General features: G+C 56.8%; 13 protein-coding genes. 3 read left to right on the top strand and 10 right to left on the bottom strand.

Going from position 1 to position 14,757, the window contains the following annotated elements; all coding sequences use genetic code 11:
• Nucleotides 1-59: 59 nt before the first annotated feature.
• Entirely contained in the window at nucleotides 60-3,947 is a 3,888-nt protein-coding gene (purL, locus tag N1689_RS16985; protein WP_260059529.1) for a phosphoribosylformylglycinamidine synthase, read from the bottom strand.
• 267 nt (nucleotides 3,948-4,214) lie between these two features.
• Here purL and mltF point away from each other — a divergent pair, with 267 nt between their 5' ends.
• Nucleotides 4,215-5,681 (top strand): membrane-bound lytic murein transglycosylase MltF, encoded by a 1,467-nt coding sequence (gene mltF, locus N1689_RS16980; RefSeq protein WP_161736189.1) that lies wholly within the window; start codon nucleotides 4,215-4,217, stop codon nucleotides 5,679-5,681.
• Here the strand turns inward: mltF and tadA are convergent.
• Both tadA and yfhb read right to left on the bottom strand, forming a co-directional pair.
• Entirely contained in the window at nucleotides 5,678-6,169 is a 492-nt protein-coding gene (gene tadA, locus N1689_RS16975) for a tRNA adenosine(34) deaminase TadA (RefSeq protein WP_260059524.1), read from the bottom strand. The two genes, mltF and tadA, sit on opposite strands and share 4 nt — an antisense overlap.
• Nucleotides 6,170-6,232: 63 nt before the next feature.
• Nucleotides 6,233-6,871, bottom strand: coding sequence for a phosphatidylglycerophosphatase C (yfhb, locus tag N1689_RS16970; RefSeq protein WP_161736187.1), 639 nt, complete (start codon nucleotides 6,869-6,871; stop codon nucleotides 6,233-6,235).
• A gap of 155 nt (nucleotides 6,872-7,026) precedes the next feature.
• Between yfhb and N1689_RS16965 the strand changes: the two genes are divergently transcribed.
• Together N1689_RS16965 and N1689_RS16960 are read left to right on the top strand one after the other, a co-directional pair.
• Nucleotides 7,027-7,866: a MurR/RpiR family transcriptional regulator gene (locus tag N1689_RS16965; protein ID WP_150012637.1), complete on the top strand. Its 840-nt coding sequence runs from the start codon at nucleotides 7,027-7,029 to the stop codon at nucleotides 7,864-7,866.
• A gap of 55 nt (nucleotides 7,867-7,921) precedes the next feature.
• Nucleotides 7,922-8,170, top strand: a complete 249-nt coding sequence (locus N1689_RS16960; RefSeq protein WP_161736185.1) for a YfhL family 4Fe-4S dicluster ferredoxin — start codon at nucleotides 7,922-7,924, stop codon at nucleotides 8,168-8,170.
• Here the strand turns inward: N1689_RS16960 and acpS are convergent.
• The 7 genes from acpS to lepA form a co-directional block, all read right to left on the bottom strand.
• Complete coding sequence (gene acpS, locus N1689_RS16955) at nucleotides 8,167-8,547, bottom strand: holo-ACP synthase (protein ID WP_161736184.1); 381 nt, start codon at nucleotides 8,545-8,547, stop codon at nucleotides 8,167-8,169. The two genes, N1689_RS16960 and acpS, sit on opposite strands and share 4 nt — an antisense overlap.
• Nucleotides 8,547-9,278 (bottom strand): pyridoxine 5'-phosphate synthase, encoded by a 732-nt coding sequence (gene pdxJ / locus N1689_RS16950; RefSeq protein ID WP_161736183.1) that lies wholly within the window; start codon nucleotides 9,276-9,278, stop codon nucleotides 8,547-8,549. The genes acpS and pdxJ overlap by 1 nt, the downstream gene beginning before the upstream one ends.
• 72 nt (nucleotides 9,279-9,350) lie before the next feature.
• Nucleotides 9,351-10,079: a DNA repair protein RecO gene (gene recO, locus N1689_RS16945; RefSeq protein ID WP_161736182.1), complete on the bottom strand. Its 729-nt coding sequence runs from the start codon at nucleotides 10,077-10,079 to the stop codon at nucleotides 9,351-9,353.
• 4 nt (nucleotides 10,080-10,083) lie between these two features.
• Nucleotides 10,084-10,989, bottom strand: a complete 906-nt coding sequence (gene era / locus N1689_RS16940) for a GTPase Era (RefSeq protein WP_161736181.1) — start codon at nucleotides 10,987-10,989, stop codon at nucleotides 10,084-10,086.
• Between the two features lie 144 nt (nucleotides 10,990-11,133).
• Nucleotides 11,134-11,814 (bottom strand): ribonuclease III, encoded by a 681-nt coding sequence (gene rnc, locus N1689_RS16935; protein ID WP_010257656.1) that lies wholly within the window; start codon nucleotides 11,812-11,814, stop codon nucleotides 11,134-11,136.
• A gap of 131 nt (nucleotides 11,815-11,945) precedes the next feature.
• Entirely contained in the window at nucleotides 11,946-12,920 is a 975-nt protein-coding gene (gene lepB / locus N1689_RS16930; RefSeq protein ID WP_260059518.1) for a signal peptidase I, read from the bottom strand.
• 9 nt (nucleotides 12,921-12,929) lie between these two features.
• A complete protein-coding gene (gene lepA, locus N1689_RS16925) occupies nucleotides 12,930-14,729 on the bottom strand; it encodes a translation elongation factor 4 (protein ID WP_033783908.1) in 1,800 nt (599 codons plus the stop codon).
• Nucleotides 14,730-14,757: the final 28 nt, after the last annotated feature.

The following is a 14,757-nucleotide window of genomic DNA, read 5'->3' as shown; positions in this document are numbered from 1 at the left end:
CAGCGGCGCAAAAATGAACAGGAGGCACGCTGGCCTCCTGTTCATTTCAGTGGATTAAATTAACCCAGCTGTCTGCGCGCATTGCGGAAAATGCGCATCCACGGACTGTCTTCGCCCCACTCGGCCGGATGCCAGGAGTTGCTGACGGTACGGAACACGCGCTCCGGATGCGGCATCATAATGGTGACGCGGCCACTTTCATTGGTCACCGCGGTGATGCCGTCAGGAGAACCATTCGGGTTAGCCGGATAGGTTTCTGTCACCTTGCCGAAGTTATCGACAAAGCGCAGTGCCACCAGCCCTTTCGACTCCAGCGCCGCCAGATGTGTCGCATCACGGACTTCAACAAAGCCTTCACCGTGCGACACCGCGATAGGCATATGCGAACCGGCCATGCCGTCCAGCAGCAGTGATGGACTGGCGGCCACTTCAACCAGGCTGAAGCGTGCTTCAAAGCGCTCAGACTGGTTACGCACAAAGCGCGGCCAGAGGTCGCTACCTGGGATCAGTTCGCGCAGGTTGGACATCATCTGGCAACCGTTGCAGACGCCCAGCGCCAGAGTTTGCGGACGGTGGAAGAAGGTTTCGAACTCGTCACGCACGCTTGGGTTGAACAGAATCGATTTCGCCCAGCCCTCACCGGCACCCAGCACATCGCCGTAAGAGAAGCCGCCACAGGCCACCAGCGCCTGGAACTCTTCCAGACCGCGACGTCCGGCCAGCAGATCGCTCATGTGGACGTCAATGGCGGTGAAACCGGCCCGATCAAAGGCGGCGGCCATCTCCACATGGGAGTTGACGCCCTGCTCACGCAGCACGGCGACGCGTGGACGTGCGCCCGTAGCGATCATCGGTGCTGCCACATCTTCCTGCGGATTGAAGGTCAGATTCACGTTCAGGCCAGGGTCGCTGTCGTTCTTCTTCGCTTCATGTTCCTGATCCGCACACGCCGGGTTGTCGCGCAGGCGCTGCATCTGCCAGGTGGTTTCCGCCCACCAGGTGCGCAGCGTGGTACGGCTTTCGCTGTAAACCGCGCTGTCACCGGCACGGATCACAAAGCGATCGCCCGGCTGTGCACTGCCCAGCAGATGCGTCGAAGCGGCAAGGCCATGATCCGCCAGGATCTGCTCAACCGCTGCGCGATCGGCGGCATTGATCTGGATCACCGCGCCCAGCTCTTCGGTAAACAGGGCGGCCAGCGCATCGTTGCCCAGCGAGGCGATATCAACGTCAATACCGCAGTGACCGGCAAAGGCCATCTCGGCCAGCGTCACCAGCAGACCGCCGTCGGAACGATCGTGGTAAGCCAGCAGTTTCTGCTCAGCCACCAGCGCCTGAATCGCATTGAAGAAGCCCGCCAGCTGTGTGGCATCACGCACGTCGGCAGGTTTGTCGCCGAGCTGACGATAGACCTGCGACAGCGCGGTTGCGCCCAGCGTATTCGCGCCGTTACCCAGATCAATCAGCAGCAGCAGGTTGTCCTGTTCGGCCTGCAGCTGTGGCGTGACGGTACGACGCACATCTTCGACGCGGGCAAACGCGGTAATCACCAGCGACAGCGGCGAGGTCATCTCACGCTGTTCGGTGCCTTCCTGCCAGCGGGTTTTCATCGACATCGAATCTTTACCGACCGGGATAGTGATCCCCAGCGCCGGGCAAAGCTCTTCGCCGACTGCTTTCACCGCCGCATATAAACCGGCATCTTCACCCGGGTGACCGGCTGCAGACATCCAGTTAGCGGAGAGTTTCACACGCTTCAGCGAACCAATCTGCGTTGCCGCCAGGTTGGTCAGTGCTTCACCGACAGCCAGACGCCCCGACGCTGCGAAATCCAGCAGCGCAACCGGTGAACGTTCGCCGAGGGCAAAGGCCTCACCGTGGTAGCTGTCGAGGCTGGCGGTGGTCACCGCACAGTTGGCAACCGGGATCTGCCACGGGCCGACCATCTGATCGCGCGCTACCATGCCGGTCACGCTGCGGTCACCGATGGTGATCAGGAAGGTTTTTTCCGCCACGGCAGGCAGATGCAGTACGCGATTCACCGCATCGACCAGCGTAATGCCGTCGCGCTGCAGTTCGGTACCCTGTGCCTGCTGTGTCACCACATCACGCGTCATCTTCGGCGTTTTGCCCAGCAGCACGTCAAGCGGCATGTCGATGGGCTTATTATCGAAATGGCTGTCTTCCAGGCTCAGGTGCAGCTCTTCGGTCGCTTCACCAATCACCGCGAACGGTGCGCGTTCGCGCTGGCAGATCGCCTCGAACTGTGCGAGCTGATCGGGCGCTACGGCCATCACATAACGTTCCTGTGATTCGTTACACCAGACTTCCAGCGGGCTCATGCCTGGCTCATCACTCAGGATGTCACGCAGGTTAAACCGGCCACCACGACCGCCGTCGCTGACCAGCTCCGGCATGGCATTGGAAAGGCCGCCCGCGCCCACGTCGTGGATAAACAGAATCGGGTTCTCATCGCCCAGCTGCCAGCAGCGGTCGATCACTTCCTGGCAACGGCGTTCCATCTCCGGGTTGTCACGCTGAACGGAGGCGAAATCGAGATCGGCATCAGACTGACCCGAAGCCATGGATGACGCCGCGCCGCCGCCCAGACCGATGTTCATGGCCGGACCACCCAGCACCACCAGCTTCGCGCCGACGGTAATTTCGCCTTTCTGCACGTGATCGGCGCGGATGTTACCGATGCCGCCCGCCAGCATAATCGGCTTATGATAGCCACGCAGCTCGGTGCCGTTGTGGCTGGTGACCTGCTCTTCATAGGTACGGAAATAGCCATTCAGTGCCGGACGACCAAATTCATTGTTAAACGCAGCGCCGCCCAGAGGCCCGTCGGTCATGATTTCCAGCGCGCTGACGATACGCGCCGGTTTGCCGAAGTCCTCTTCCCATGGCTGTTCAAAGCCAGGGATGCGCAGGTTAGAGACCGAGAATCCAACCAGGCCCGCTTTGGGCTTGGAGCCGCGTCCGGTTGAGCCTTCATCACGGATCTCACCACCGGAACCGGTCGCGGCGCCTGGCCACGGCGAGATGGCCGTTGGATGGTTATGCGTTTCCACCTTCATCAGGATGTGCGCGGCTTCCTGATGCCAGCGGTATTCGCTTTCGCCGGCGTCAGCAAAGAAGCGGCCAACCTCTGACCCTTCCATCACGGCGGCATTATCTTTATAAGCAGAGAGCACGAAGTCCGGCGTCTGCTCCATAGTGTTTTTGATCATCTTAAACAGCGACTTCGGCTGTTTCTCGCCGTCGATAATCCAGTCGGCGTTGAAGATCTTGTGACGACAGTGCTCAGAGTTCGCCTGCGCAAACATATAGAGTTCAATGTCGTTGGGATTGCGGCCCAGCGCGGTAAATGCCGCCACCAGGTAGTCAATTTCATCGTCTGCCAGCGCCAGACCCAGCGAGATATTTGCCTGAACCAGCGCCTGACGGCCCTCACCCAGCAGATCGACACTCTTCACTGGCTGCGGCGTATGGTGCGCAAACAGCTGCTCAGCCTGCGCCAGATCGCTATAGACCGTTTCCATCATCCTATCGTGCAGCAGTGTACCCAGCGTCTGCCACTGCGCTTCCGTCAGTTGCGGAGCCTGCACATAAAAAGCCAGACCACGTTCCAGACGACGTACCTGCGGCAGGCCGCAGTTATGAGCAATGTCGGTGGCTTTGGATGACCAGGGCGAAATGGTGCCGGGACGTGGCGTCACCAGCAGCAGACGTCCCTGTGGAGCATGTTCAGCGAGAGAGGGACCATATTTAAGCAGGCGTTGCAGGCGGCTCTGTTCGTCAGCGGTTAAGGGCGTACTGACATCAGCAAAATGGATGTACTCAGCGTAAATATCACTCACCGGCAGATGAGCGTCCTGAAAGCGGGTCAGCAGTTTGTTTACACGAAATGCCGACAGGGCGGGCGAACCACGCAGAATTTCCATTAATAAGTCTCTCGTCAGGGCGCCGGGCGACGCTTGATTGGGCGCAACAGGGAAAACGGGGCGTATTATAGAGAAAGCGACCTCGCGACGAAACCGTTTGCGCACAATTTTTGGCAACCCGGATTTGCCTGAATTTTGCGCAAAAGTTGCTATAAAAGTTGCTCAGTGTGATTTTGTTGCGCAAAATGCCCCTCGCTCTGGGAGTTCAAAGAAGATAAATACTGCCTTTAAAAGACAGAGGCCTTAGAGCCAGCGAGAGATAACTATTTGAAACGCCTAAAATTTAATTATCTGTTTATCGGTCTGGTTGCCGTGCTGTTAGCGTTAGCGCTGTGGCCATCCATTCCCTGGTATGGGGGTGGGCAGGACAGGATTTCACAGATTAAATCACGGGGAGTCCTGCGGGTCAGTACCATCAACTCCCCATTGACGTACTACACAGTTAACCAGTTACCGGCCGGTATGGATTATGAGCTGGCAAAACGCTTCGCCGATTATCTTGGCGTCAAACTGAAGGTGACGGTTCGTCCTAACCTGAGCGATCTGTTTGATGACCTTGACGATGGTAAAGCCGATTTGCTGGCCGCTGGCCTGAACTACAACAATGAACGCCTGACGCGCTATCAGACCGGGCCAGGTTACTACAACGTTTCACAACAGCTGGTCTATCGCGTGGATAAGCCACGCCCTAAAAACCTCGGTGACTTAAAGGGGCGGCTGACGGTTGCATCAGGATCGGCCTATCTGTCAACGCTAAAGAGCGCGCGTTCCAATCAGTTCCCCGATCTGGACTGGGCGATCTCCACCGATCAGAGTCCTAAAGCTCTGCTGGAAGCGGTCGCCGACGGCAAGCTCGACTATACCATTGGTGACTCCGTCACTATTGCACTGTTGCAGCGCATCTATCCGCAGCTGGCGGTGGCGTTCGATGTTACCGATGAAGAGCCGGTAACCTGGTATGTGCGGCACAGCGATGACGATAGCCTGAATGCAGCAATGCTCGACTTCTTTAATGGTATGGGCGAAGAAGGCGCGATGGCGCGGCTGGAGGAGAAATATCTCGGTCACGTCGGCACCTTTGACTATGTTGATACGCGCACGTTCCTGCGCGCCATCGACAATACGCTGCCCGACATCAAGCCACTGTTTGAGAAGTACGCCACCAGCATCGACTGGCGGCTGCTGGCGGCAATCTCCTATCAGGAGTCGCACTGGAACCCGCAGGCTACCTCGCCGACCGGCGTGCGCGGCATGATGATGCTGACGCGTAACACCGCTGATAGCCTGGATGTGGGCGATCGAACCGATCCCGAACAGAGCATTCGCGGTGGCAGTCAGTATCTGCAGGATATGATGGCGAAGGTGCCGCAGACCATCCCGGAAGATGAGCGCATCTGGTTTGCGCTGGCGGCTTATAACATGGGTTATGCCCATATGCTTGACGTCCGCAAGCTGACGGCACGCCAGGGCGGTAATCCGGACAGCTGGGCGGATGTGAAGCTGCGTCTGCCCATGCTGAGTCAGAAGCGTTACTACACCCAGACGGCTTATGGCTATGCCCGTGGGCATGAAGCCTATAACTATGTGGAGAACATCCGCAAATATCAGTTAAGCCTGGTGGGTTATCTGCAGGAGCAGGAAAAACGCCTGGCGCAGCAGGCTGAAGCACAAGAAGCACAAGCCGAACTGGCCAAAGGCTACCCGGCGGTCGAACCAAAGATCGCCATGAATTAATCCTGGCGTTGCGCCTGACGCAGCGCTTTTTTCTGCTCGCGACGCATACGGAAGAAGTCGCTCAGCATAGCGGCACACTCTTCAGCCAGCACGCCGCTGTGCAGTTCAACCTGATGATTCATGCCGGGGTGGCCCAGCACATCCAGCAGCGACCCCGCCGCCCCACTTTTAATATCGTGCGCACCATAGATCAGCCGGCTGATGCGGCTGTGAACCATGGCGCCGGCGCACATCACGCACGGCTCCAGCGTCACGTAGAGCGTGGTGTCCAGCAGACGATAATTTTCCAGTACCTTACCGCCCTGCCGCAACGCCATAATCTCCGCATGCGCCGTCGGATCGTGCTGGCCGATGGGCCGGTTCCAGCCTTCACCGATCACCCGATCATTCTGAACCAGCACCGCACCCACCGGCACTTCGCCCTGCTCCCACGCCCGGCGCGCCAGGTCAAGCGCATGGCGCATCCAGTATTCATCTTGTTGTTTCATGCTGACCACTCCGGGCGACAGAAAAGCGGCGCATTATAGCGGTCTCACCGATCCTTTAGAAATTTATTCCAGCTGTTGCAGCTCACCTGCGGGTGTTACGCGCCAGCGATGCTGACAGAAAAACAGCAGCGGGTTGTCCTGTTTGCTGTCGCTATAGCCGCTGTAGAGCTGTAGCGGCGTGCCGATTTTCTCTTCAAGCTGGGCCACTTTCTCATGGCCGAGGCAGCGCATTGCCAGTACCCGCCCGCCCCAGCCGCGCTGCATCTGACTGGCAATCAGCTTCACGCGTGGCAGAAACGCGGAGTCGTAATAGACCTGCTCTACCAATGACTGTGGCGATCCGGTGATGAGCCAGACGTCAGCATCATCACTGCCGAGGTAATCCGTCAGGCGCTGCTGCACCACCGGGAAAGCTTTTACGCGCAGGCGAAACCACTGGGCAAACTCGGCTTCGAGGCGCAGCAATGTCTGCTCGGAGCGGCCAAAGGTAATTGACCAGAGCAGCAGGCTCATGGGCCAGCGTGCCGCGCGGCCTTTAAACAGCAAGCCCATGCCCACCACCGGCAGTAACGGCACCACCAGCAGCAGATTCAGCGGACGGCGACGCAGCAGATAGCGCATAAAGGTGCCGAACATGTCCTGCTGATGCAAAGTGCCATCGAGGTCGAAAAATACGATGCGACGTTGTGTTCCCCTGGTCAAACAACTCTCCTTAACGGCTGATTCCGGGATGATAAAGAGTAGTGTAGCCATCATCAGGCGGTACGGCGATGACGGTCATTTTTAATTCCGATGACTACAATGCCTGATGAATAGTTTATTCTTCACTGATTATCCCTGAATTACGAGGATTGGGCATGAGTTCATTGCTGCGCATTCGCCAGCTTTATCCACGTCTGGCATTGAACGAGCGTCGGCTGGCGGATTTTTTACTGTCGCAACCCGATAAGGCACGTCACCTGAGTTCGCAAAAGCTGGCGGAAGAGTCCGGCGTCAGCCAGTCGAGCGTGGTGAAGTTTGCTCAGAAGCTGGGATACAAAGGCTTTCCGGCGCTTAAGCTGGCTCTGAGTGAGTCACTGGCGGACAAGGATGCTATTACCGTGCATAACCATATCCTCAGCGACGACCCGCTTAAAATGGTGGGGGAAAAGCTGCTGACCGAAAAGCTTTCGGCGATTCGCGCCACGCTGGATATTAATAGCGAAGAGAAGCTCAACGATGTGTTACAGCTGCTGAAAAATGCCCGGCGCATTTTACTGGTCGGCATCGGTGCATCGGGCCTGGTGGCGAAGGATTTCTCCTGGAAGCTGATGAAGATTGGCATTAATGCAGTGGCGGAACAGGATATGCACGCCCTGCTGGCCAGCGTGCAGGCGATGGGGCCAGGCGATGTGCTGCTGGCCATCTCCTACACCGGGGAACGGCGCGAGATTAATCTGGCGGCGCAGGAAGCGGTGCAGGTGGGCGCCGATGTGGTGGCGTTTACCGGCTTTACGCCGAACACCCTGCAGCAGAGTGCCAGCTATTGTCTCTACACGGTGGCGGAAGAACAGAGCACCCGCAGCGCAGCGATCTCTTCGACCACCGCACAGCTGGCGCTGACCGATCTGCTGTTTATGGCGCTGGTGCAAAACGATCCGGAGCGTGCGTCGAGTCATATTCGTCACAGCGAAGCGCTGGTGAAAAAGCTGGTCTGATCAGCGACAGCGCGTATAATACCCGCGCTTTTTCTGTTGTTATCAGGTGGGAAAAATGGCGCTGTTGATTACGGCCAGATGCATTAACTGCGATATGTGTGAACCGGAGTGCCCGAACCAGGCGATTTCACTGGGCGATGCGATCTATGAGATTGATGTCAGCCGCTGCACGGAATGCGTCGGGCATTATGAGGTGCCAACCTGTCAGCAGGTCTGCCCCATCGACAACACCATCATCACTGACCCACAGCACACCGAATCACGCGATGCGCTGTGGGAGAAGTTCGTGCTGCTGCACGGCTAGCTCTCAATGATGACTGTGGCGCAGGCATAGTGACGCTCATCGGCCAGCGTCACGTGAACGTGTTTAACGCCCAGCCTCTCCGCCACGTCAGCTGCATGCTGAAAGAAGCGTAACCCCGGTTTACCCAGCGCATCGTTGTAAACTTCAAACTGATTAAACGCCAGACCACCGCGAATGCCGGTGCCAAAAGCTTTTGCTGCCGCCTCTTTGACTGCAAACCGCTTGGAGAGAAAGCGCACCGGCTGCTTGTGTGCCTGATACTGCTGCCATTCGGCTTCGCTCAGCACCCGGCGCGCCAGCCGGTCGCCGGAGCGCTCAATCACCCCGGCGATGCGTTCAATCTCAACGATGTCGCTGCCCAGTCCCAGAATAGCCATTAGCGGCGGGCTTCACGCAGCAGTTGCTTCATCTCTTTAACCGCCTCCGGCAGGCCACTCATCACCGCACGACCGATAATGGCATGGCCGATGTTCAGCTCATGCATTTCCGGCAGCGCCGCAATCGGCAACACGTTGTGGTAGGTCAGACCGTGACCGGCGTTGACCTTCAGCCCCAGGCTGGCGGCAAAGGTGGCGGCATGGCGAATGCGTGCCAGCTCCGCGTCACGTCCCCGTCCCTCTGGTGCCTCGGCATAAGCGCCGGTGTGAATTTCGATATAAGGCGCACCTGTGGCAACGGCCGCTTCGATCTGGCGGTGGTCGGCATCAATAAACAGTGAAACCAGAATGCCCGCGTCACGCAGCAGTCGTACAGCCGCGTTCATCTTCTCCTGCTGCCCTGCCACATCCAGTCCGCCTTCCGTGGTCACTTCCTGACGCTTTTCGGGCACCAGACAGCAGAAATGGGGCTGGATATCGCAGGCGATGCCGATCATCTCATCAGTGACCGCCATCTCCAGATTCATGCGCGTCTGGATAGTGTCACGCAGGATACGCACGTCGCGGTCGGTAATGTGACGGCGATCTTCGCGCAGGTGCACCGTAATACCGTCTGCGCCTGCCTGCTCGGCGATGAACGCCGCCTGCACCGGATCGGGATAGTTTGTCCCACGGGCGTTACGCACCGTGGCAATGTGATCGATATTGACACCTAACAGCAACTCAGCCATGACCATCCTCACTTCTTTTCCATCGTGATGTTGAGTGTACCGCGCAAATGTAAACAGGCGGTACGACCAGCGCTATTCTTCTTCCTGTTCGGGCTTTTTCTTCGGGATAAACTGGCGGAACAGCTCCTGACTTTTCAGCGGCTTGCCACCCAGATAGGGCTTCAGGGCGATGCGGGTAAAGCGCTTAGCAGCGCGCAGCGTATCGGCATCGGGAAACTCACGTTCACACAGGGCGTGCAACTCACGGCCGGTAAAGCTGCGCTGATTGACCACCAGACTGGCGATAAAACCGCGCTCTTCACGATAGCTGTACGTCATGTCTTCGCTGACCGGCTCGCCGCTACCGGCGCAATGCAGGAAGTCGACGCCATACCCCAGATGACCGAGCAGCGCCAGTTCAAAACGGCGCAGTGCCGGTTCGGGCTTGCCGTGCGTGGAAGCTAATGCCTGAAGGCAGTTGAGATAGTCGAAGAAAAGTTCCTGGAAAGGAGATTCCGGCTGCAATACGCGCGAGACCAGCTCATTGACGTAGAGACCGCAGTAGAGCGTGATGCCGCTGAGCGGTAAGGCCAGCGACACCGCTTCAGCATTGCGCAGGGTTTTGACGTCCCCGCGCCCGCTCCAGCGAACCAGCAGCGGGGTAAAAGGCTGTAACGCACCTTTCAGCTGAGAGCGCCGCGAGCGTGCGCCCTTGGCCAGCACCCGTACCCGCCCTTCGTTTTCGCTGAACAGGTCGAGCAGCAGGCTGGTTTCGCTGAAGGGACGACTATGCAGCACAAAGGCGCGTTGCCAGCCTTCCATTGAATCAGAGATCGTCTGTATAACCCAGGCTGCGCAGCGCTCGTTCGTCATCTGCCCAGCCGGATTTCACTTTCACCCACAGTTCGAGATGCACTTTCGCTTCGAACATCTCTTCCATGTCCCTGCGCGCTTCTGTTCCGATGACTTTGATTTTGGCACCTTTGTTGCCAATCACCATCTTCTTCTGCCCTTCGCGCTCGACCAGAATCAGTCCATGAATGTCGTAACCGCCGCGTTCGTTGGTCACGAAGCGCTCAATCTCCACGGTGACCGAGTAAGGCAGTTCAGCGCCCAGGAAGCGCATCAGTTTTTCACGGATCATCTCTGACGCCATGAAACGCTGAGAGCGATCGGTGATGTAATCTTCCGGGAAGTGATGATCGGCCTGCGGCAGATGCTTGCGGGTAATGGCCGCAATGGTATCGACGTTTTTGCCGCTCTCCGCAGAGACTGGCACGATATCAAGGAAGTTCATCTGCTGGCTCAGGAACTGCAGATGCGGCAGCAGGATGGTTTTATCCTGGATGTTGTCGACTTTATTCACAGCCAGCACAACCGGCACTTTATTGTCGCGCAGTTTGTTTAACACCATCTCATCATCTGGCGTCCAGCGGGTACCTTCAACGACGAAGATCACCAGCTCTACGTCGCCGATAGAACTGCTGGCTGCACGGTTCATCAGACGGTTAATGGCGCGCTTCTCTTCCATGTGCAGTCCGGGGGTATCGACGTAAATCGCCTGATAGTTGCCCTCAGTATGAATGCCCATGATACGGTGGCGCGTGGTTTGCGGCTTACGCGAGGTGATCGACACCTTCTGCCCCAGCAACTGGTTCAGTAAGGTGGATTTACCGACGTTCGGTCGGCCAACAATCGCGACAAAGCCGCAATAAGTAACGTTTTCGCTCATTCGAGTCCTGAATTGTTCAGAGCCTGATGCGGCGCCGAAGAGTGCTATTTGAGTCATGTGTCATTCAGCGTCTTCTGACGCCGGGATAGAGCTGTCAGAGGGTGATTGATTCAGCGCCGGTTATGGCACTGTCACCCGACAGACCTATTCGAGACCTAATTTTATCAGTGCCTGTTCAGCCGCTGCCTGCTCGGCTTTACGACGGCTGGAGCCGACGCCGACGACCGGCTCGGCCATGCCACTCACCTGACAGTGAATGGTGAATTCCTGATCGTGGGCTTCGCCGCGCACCTGCACCACCAGATAACTTGGCAGCGGCAGATGACGTCCCTGCAGATACTCCTGCAGGCGCGTTTTGGGATCTTTTTGTTTGTCGCCAGGACTAATTTCATCCAGGCGCGTCTGATACCAGTCGAGGATCAGCTGCTCTACCCGCTCGATGCTGCTGTCGAGGAAGATGCCGCCAATCAGCGCTTCCACCGTATCCGCCAGGATCGATTCGCGACGGAAACCGCCGCTTTTCAGCTCACCCGGCCCTAAGCGCAGGCACTCGCCAAGATCAAATTCGCGTGCCATTTCAGCCAGCGTATTGCCGCGCACCAGCGTGGCACGCATGCGGCTCATGTCACCTTCATCAACCCGCGGGAAGCGGTGATAAAGGGCATTCGCAATCACATAGCTAAGAATAGAATCGCCCAGAAATTCCAGGCGCTCGTTGTGCTTGCTGCTGGCGCTGCGGTGAGTCAGGGCCTGCTGTAACAGTTCCGAATGAGTAAAAGTGTAGCCCAGTTTGCGCTGAAGCTTGTTAATCAGGATGGGGTTCATGCGATTCCAGTTCTTTGTTGCGTCTGTGACTCTGCATACCAAACGGGGCTGGCAGTCCAACACGTTCCGTTTGGTGTGCAGTGGCCTCCCTGAGGAGGCCACCCGATTTGCCTGTTAATCAGACAAAATTATTAGTGGATACCGCCGATGCGACTGAATCGCACGCCGGTTGGCCACTGACCTTCTTGTTTCTCAAAACTCATCCAGATAGCGACCGCTTTACCGACCAGATTACGCTCCGGGACAAAGCCCCAGTAACGGCTGTCGGCGCTGTTATCACGGTTGTCGCCCATCATGAAGTATTGCCCTTTCGGCACGACCCAGATCGCCTGCGGCTGACCCGGCTGCTGATAATACATGCCCGCCTGACTCTGCGCTTCGTTAACCAGCAGAATGTCATGGGTCACGTTACCGATAGTCTCTTTACGGGTTGCCATGCGCAGACCACCGCGCAGGGTATCGCCCTGTGGCACCTGATAAAAACCGTTGCCGGTTTCGTTGCCATCAAAGCCGCTAAAAGTCTGAATAAAGTTGCTTGGTTCAACGTCGGTATAAGTCACTGCCAACGCTGTGTCACAGGCTTTATCATCACCACAGGTCGGTTTCACCGTTAGCGTTTTGCTGTAAGGATCATAGATGACTTTATCGCCTGGCAGGCCAATCACGCGCTTAATATAATCCAGGCTCGGATCTTTCGGGTATTTAAATACCGCAATGTCGCCGCGCTTCGGCTGACCGGTTGGGATCAGCGTCGTCTGGGTAATCGGATCTTTAATGCCGTAAGCAAACTTCTCCACCAGAATAAAGTCGCCAATCAGCAGCGTTGGCATCATCGAGCCAGAGGGAATCTGGAACGGTTCGTAAATAAACGAACGCACGATGAAAACCACGGCCAGCACCGGGAACACGGAGGCGGTCGTCTCAACCCAGCCTGGCTGTGAAGAGACTTTCGCCAGCGTTTTGCTGTCAAGCGCGTTACCGGTCTGGGCCTGCGCCGCCGCCTGTTTCGCGCGACGCTCGGGTGCCCATTTGAAACGATCAATTACCCAGACGATGCCAGTAATCAGCGTCGCTATCGCCAGAATCAGGGCGAACATATTAGCCATTGGAAATCCTTATTTGCTGTCCTTACCGACATGCAGAATGGCGAGGAACGCTTCCTGTGGCAGCTCAACGTTACCAACCTGCTTCATACGCTTCTTACCATCTTTCTGTTTCTGCAACAGTTTCTTCTTACGGCTGACGTCACCGCCATAACACTTGGCGAGAACGTTTTTGCGCAGCTGTTTAACCGTTGAGCGAGCAATAATGTGGTTACCGATGGCAGCCTGAATCGCAATATCAAACTGCTGGCGCGGGATGAGATCTTTCATTTTCTCAACCAGATCGCGGCCACGATAAGGCGCATTGTCGCGGTGAGTAATCAGCGCCAGCGCATCCACACGTTCAGAGTTAATCAGTACGTCGACACGCACCATGTCTGAAGGCTGGAAACGTTTGAAGTTGTAATCCAGCGAGGCATAACCGCGCGAGGTGGATTTCAGACGGTCAAAGAAGTCGAGAACCACTTCTGCCATCGGAATTTCATACGTCAGTGCAACCTGATTGCCGTGGTAAACCATGTTGGTCTGCACGCCACGCTTCTCAATACAGAGCGTGATGACGTTGCCCAGATACTCCTGTGGCAGCAGCATGTGACATTCCGCGATCGGCTCACGCAGCTCTTCGATGTTATTCAGTGGCGGCAGCTTGGATGGACTATCGACATGAACAATTTCGCCACCGGTGGTCACGACTTCATACACTACCGTCGGTGCAGTGGTAATCAGATCGAGATCGTATTCGCGCTCCAGACGCTCCTGGATGATCTCCATGTGCAGCAGACCGAGGAAGCCACAGCGGAAACCAAAGCCCAGCGCCGTTGAGCTTTCTGGCTCATAGAACAGCGAGGCATCGTTCAGGCTCAGCTTGCCGAGCGCATCACGGAACGCTTCATAATCGTCAGAGCTGATCGGGAACAGACCGGCATAAACCTGCGGCTTCACTTTTTTAAAGCCTGGCAGCGCTTTGTCTGCCGGGTTGCGAGCGGTGGTGAGGGTATCGCCCACCGGTGCGCCGAGGATATCTTTAATGGCGCAGACCAGCCAGCCGACTTCACCGCAGTTCAGTTCATTACGGTCGACACGTTTCGGGGTAAAGATACCCAGGCGGTCAGCGTTATAAACCTGACCGGTGCTGAGGACTTTGATCTTGTCACCTTTACGCATGGTGCCGTTTTTTACACGCACCAGCGAGACAACGCCCAGATAGTTATCAAACCAGGAATCGATAATCAGCGCCTGTAGCGGACCTTCCGGATCGCCTTCCGGCGGCGGAATATCGCGCACTAAGCGTTCCAGCACGTCCGGAACGCCGACGCCGGTTTTAGCGGAGCAGCGCACCGCATCAGCAGCATCGATGCCGACGATATCTTCAATCTCCTGCGCAGCGCGATCGGGATCGGCAGCAGGCAGGTCGATTTTGTTCAGAACCGGCACTACTTCCAGATCCATCTCCATCGCGGTGTAGCAGTTCGCCAGTGTCTGCGCTTCAACACCCTGACCCGCATCCACCACCAGCAATGCACCTTCGCAGGCAGCCAGTGAGCGGGAAACTTCATAAGAGAAGTCTACGTGGCCCGGAGTATCAATGAAATTGAGCTGGTAAGTTTCGCCGTCTTTCGCGTGGTAATCGAGTGTGACGCTCTGTGCTTTGATAGTAATGCCACGCTCACGCTCCAAATCCATGGAGTCAAGAACCTGCGCAGCCATTTCACGGTCAGAAAGGCCACCGCAGATCTGAATAAGGCGGTCAGAGAGCGTAGATTTACCATGGTCGATATGAGCGATGATGGAGAAATTTCTTATGTGCTTCATTTATAGGGATATCTTCGCTTAAAATTCA

The sequence above is a fragment of the Pantoea sp. XY16 genome (genome assembly GCF_025153065.1).
GTDB lineage: Bacteria > Pseudomonadota > Gammaproteobacteria > Enterobacterales > Enterobacteriaceae > Pantoea > Pantoea alfalfae.
This window is presented reverse-complemented; position numbering and strand designations above follow the sequence as displayed.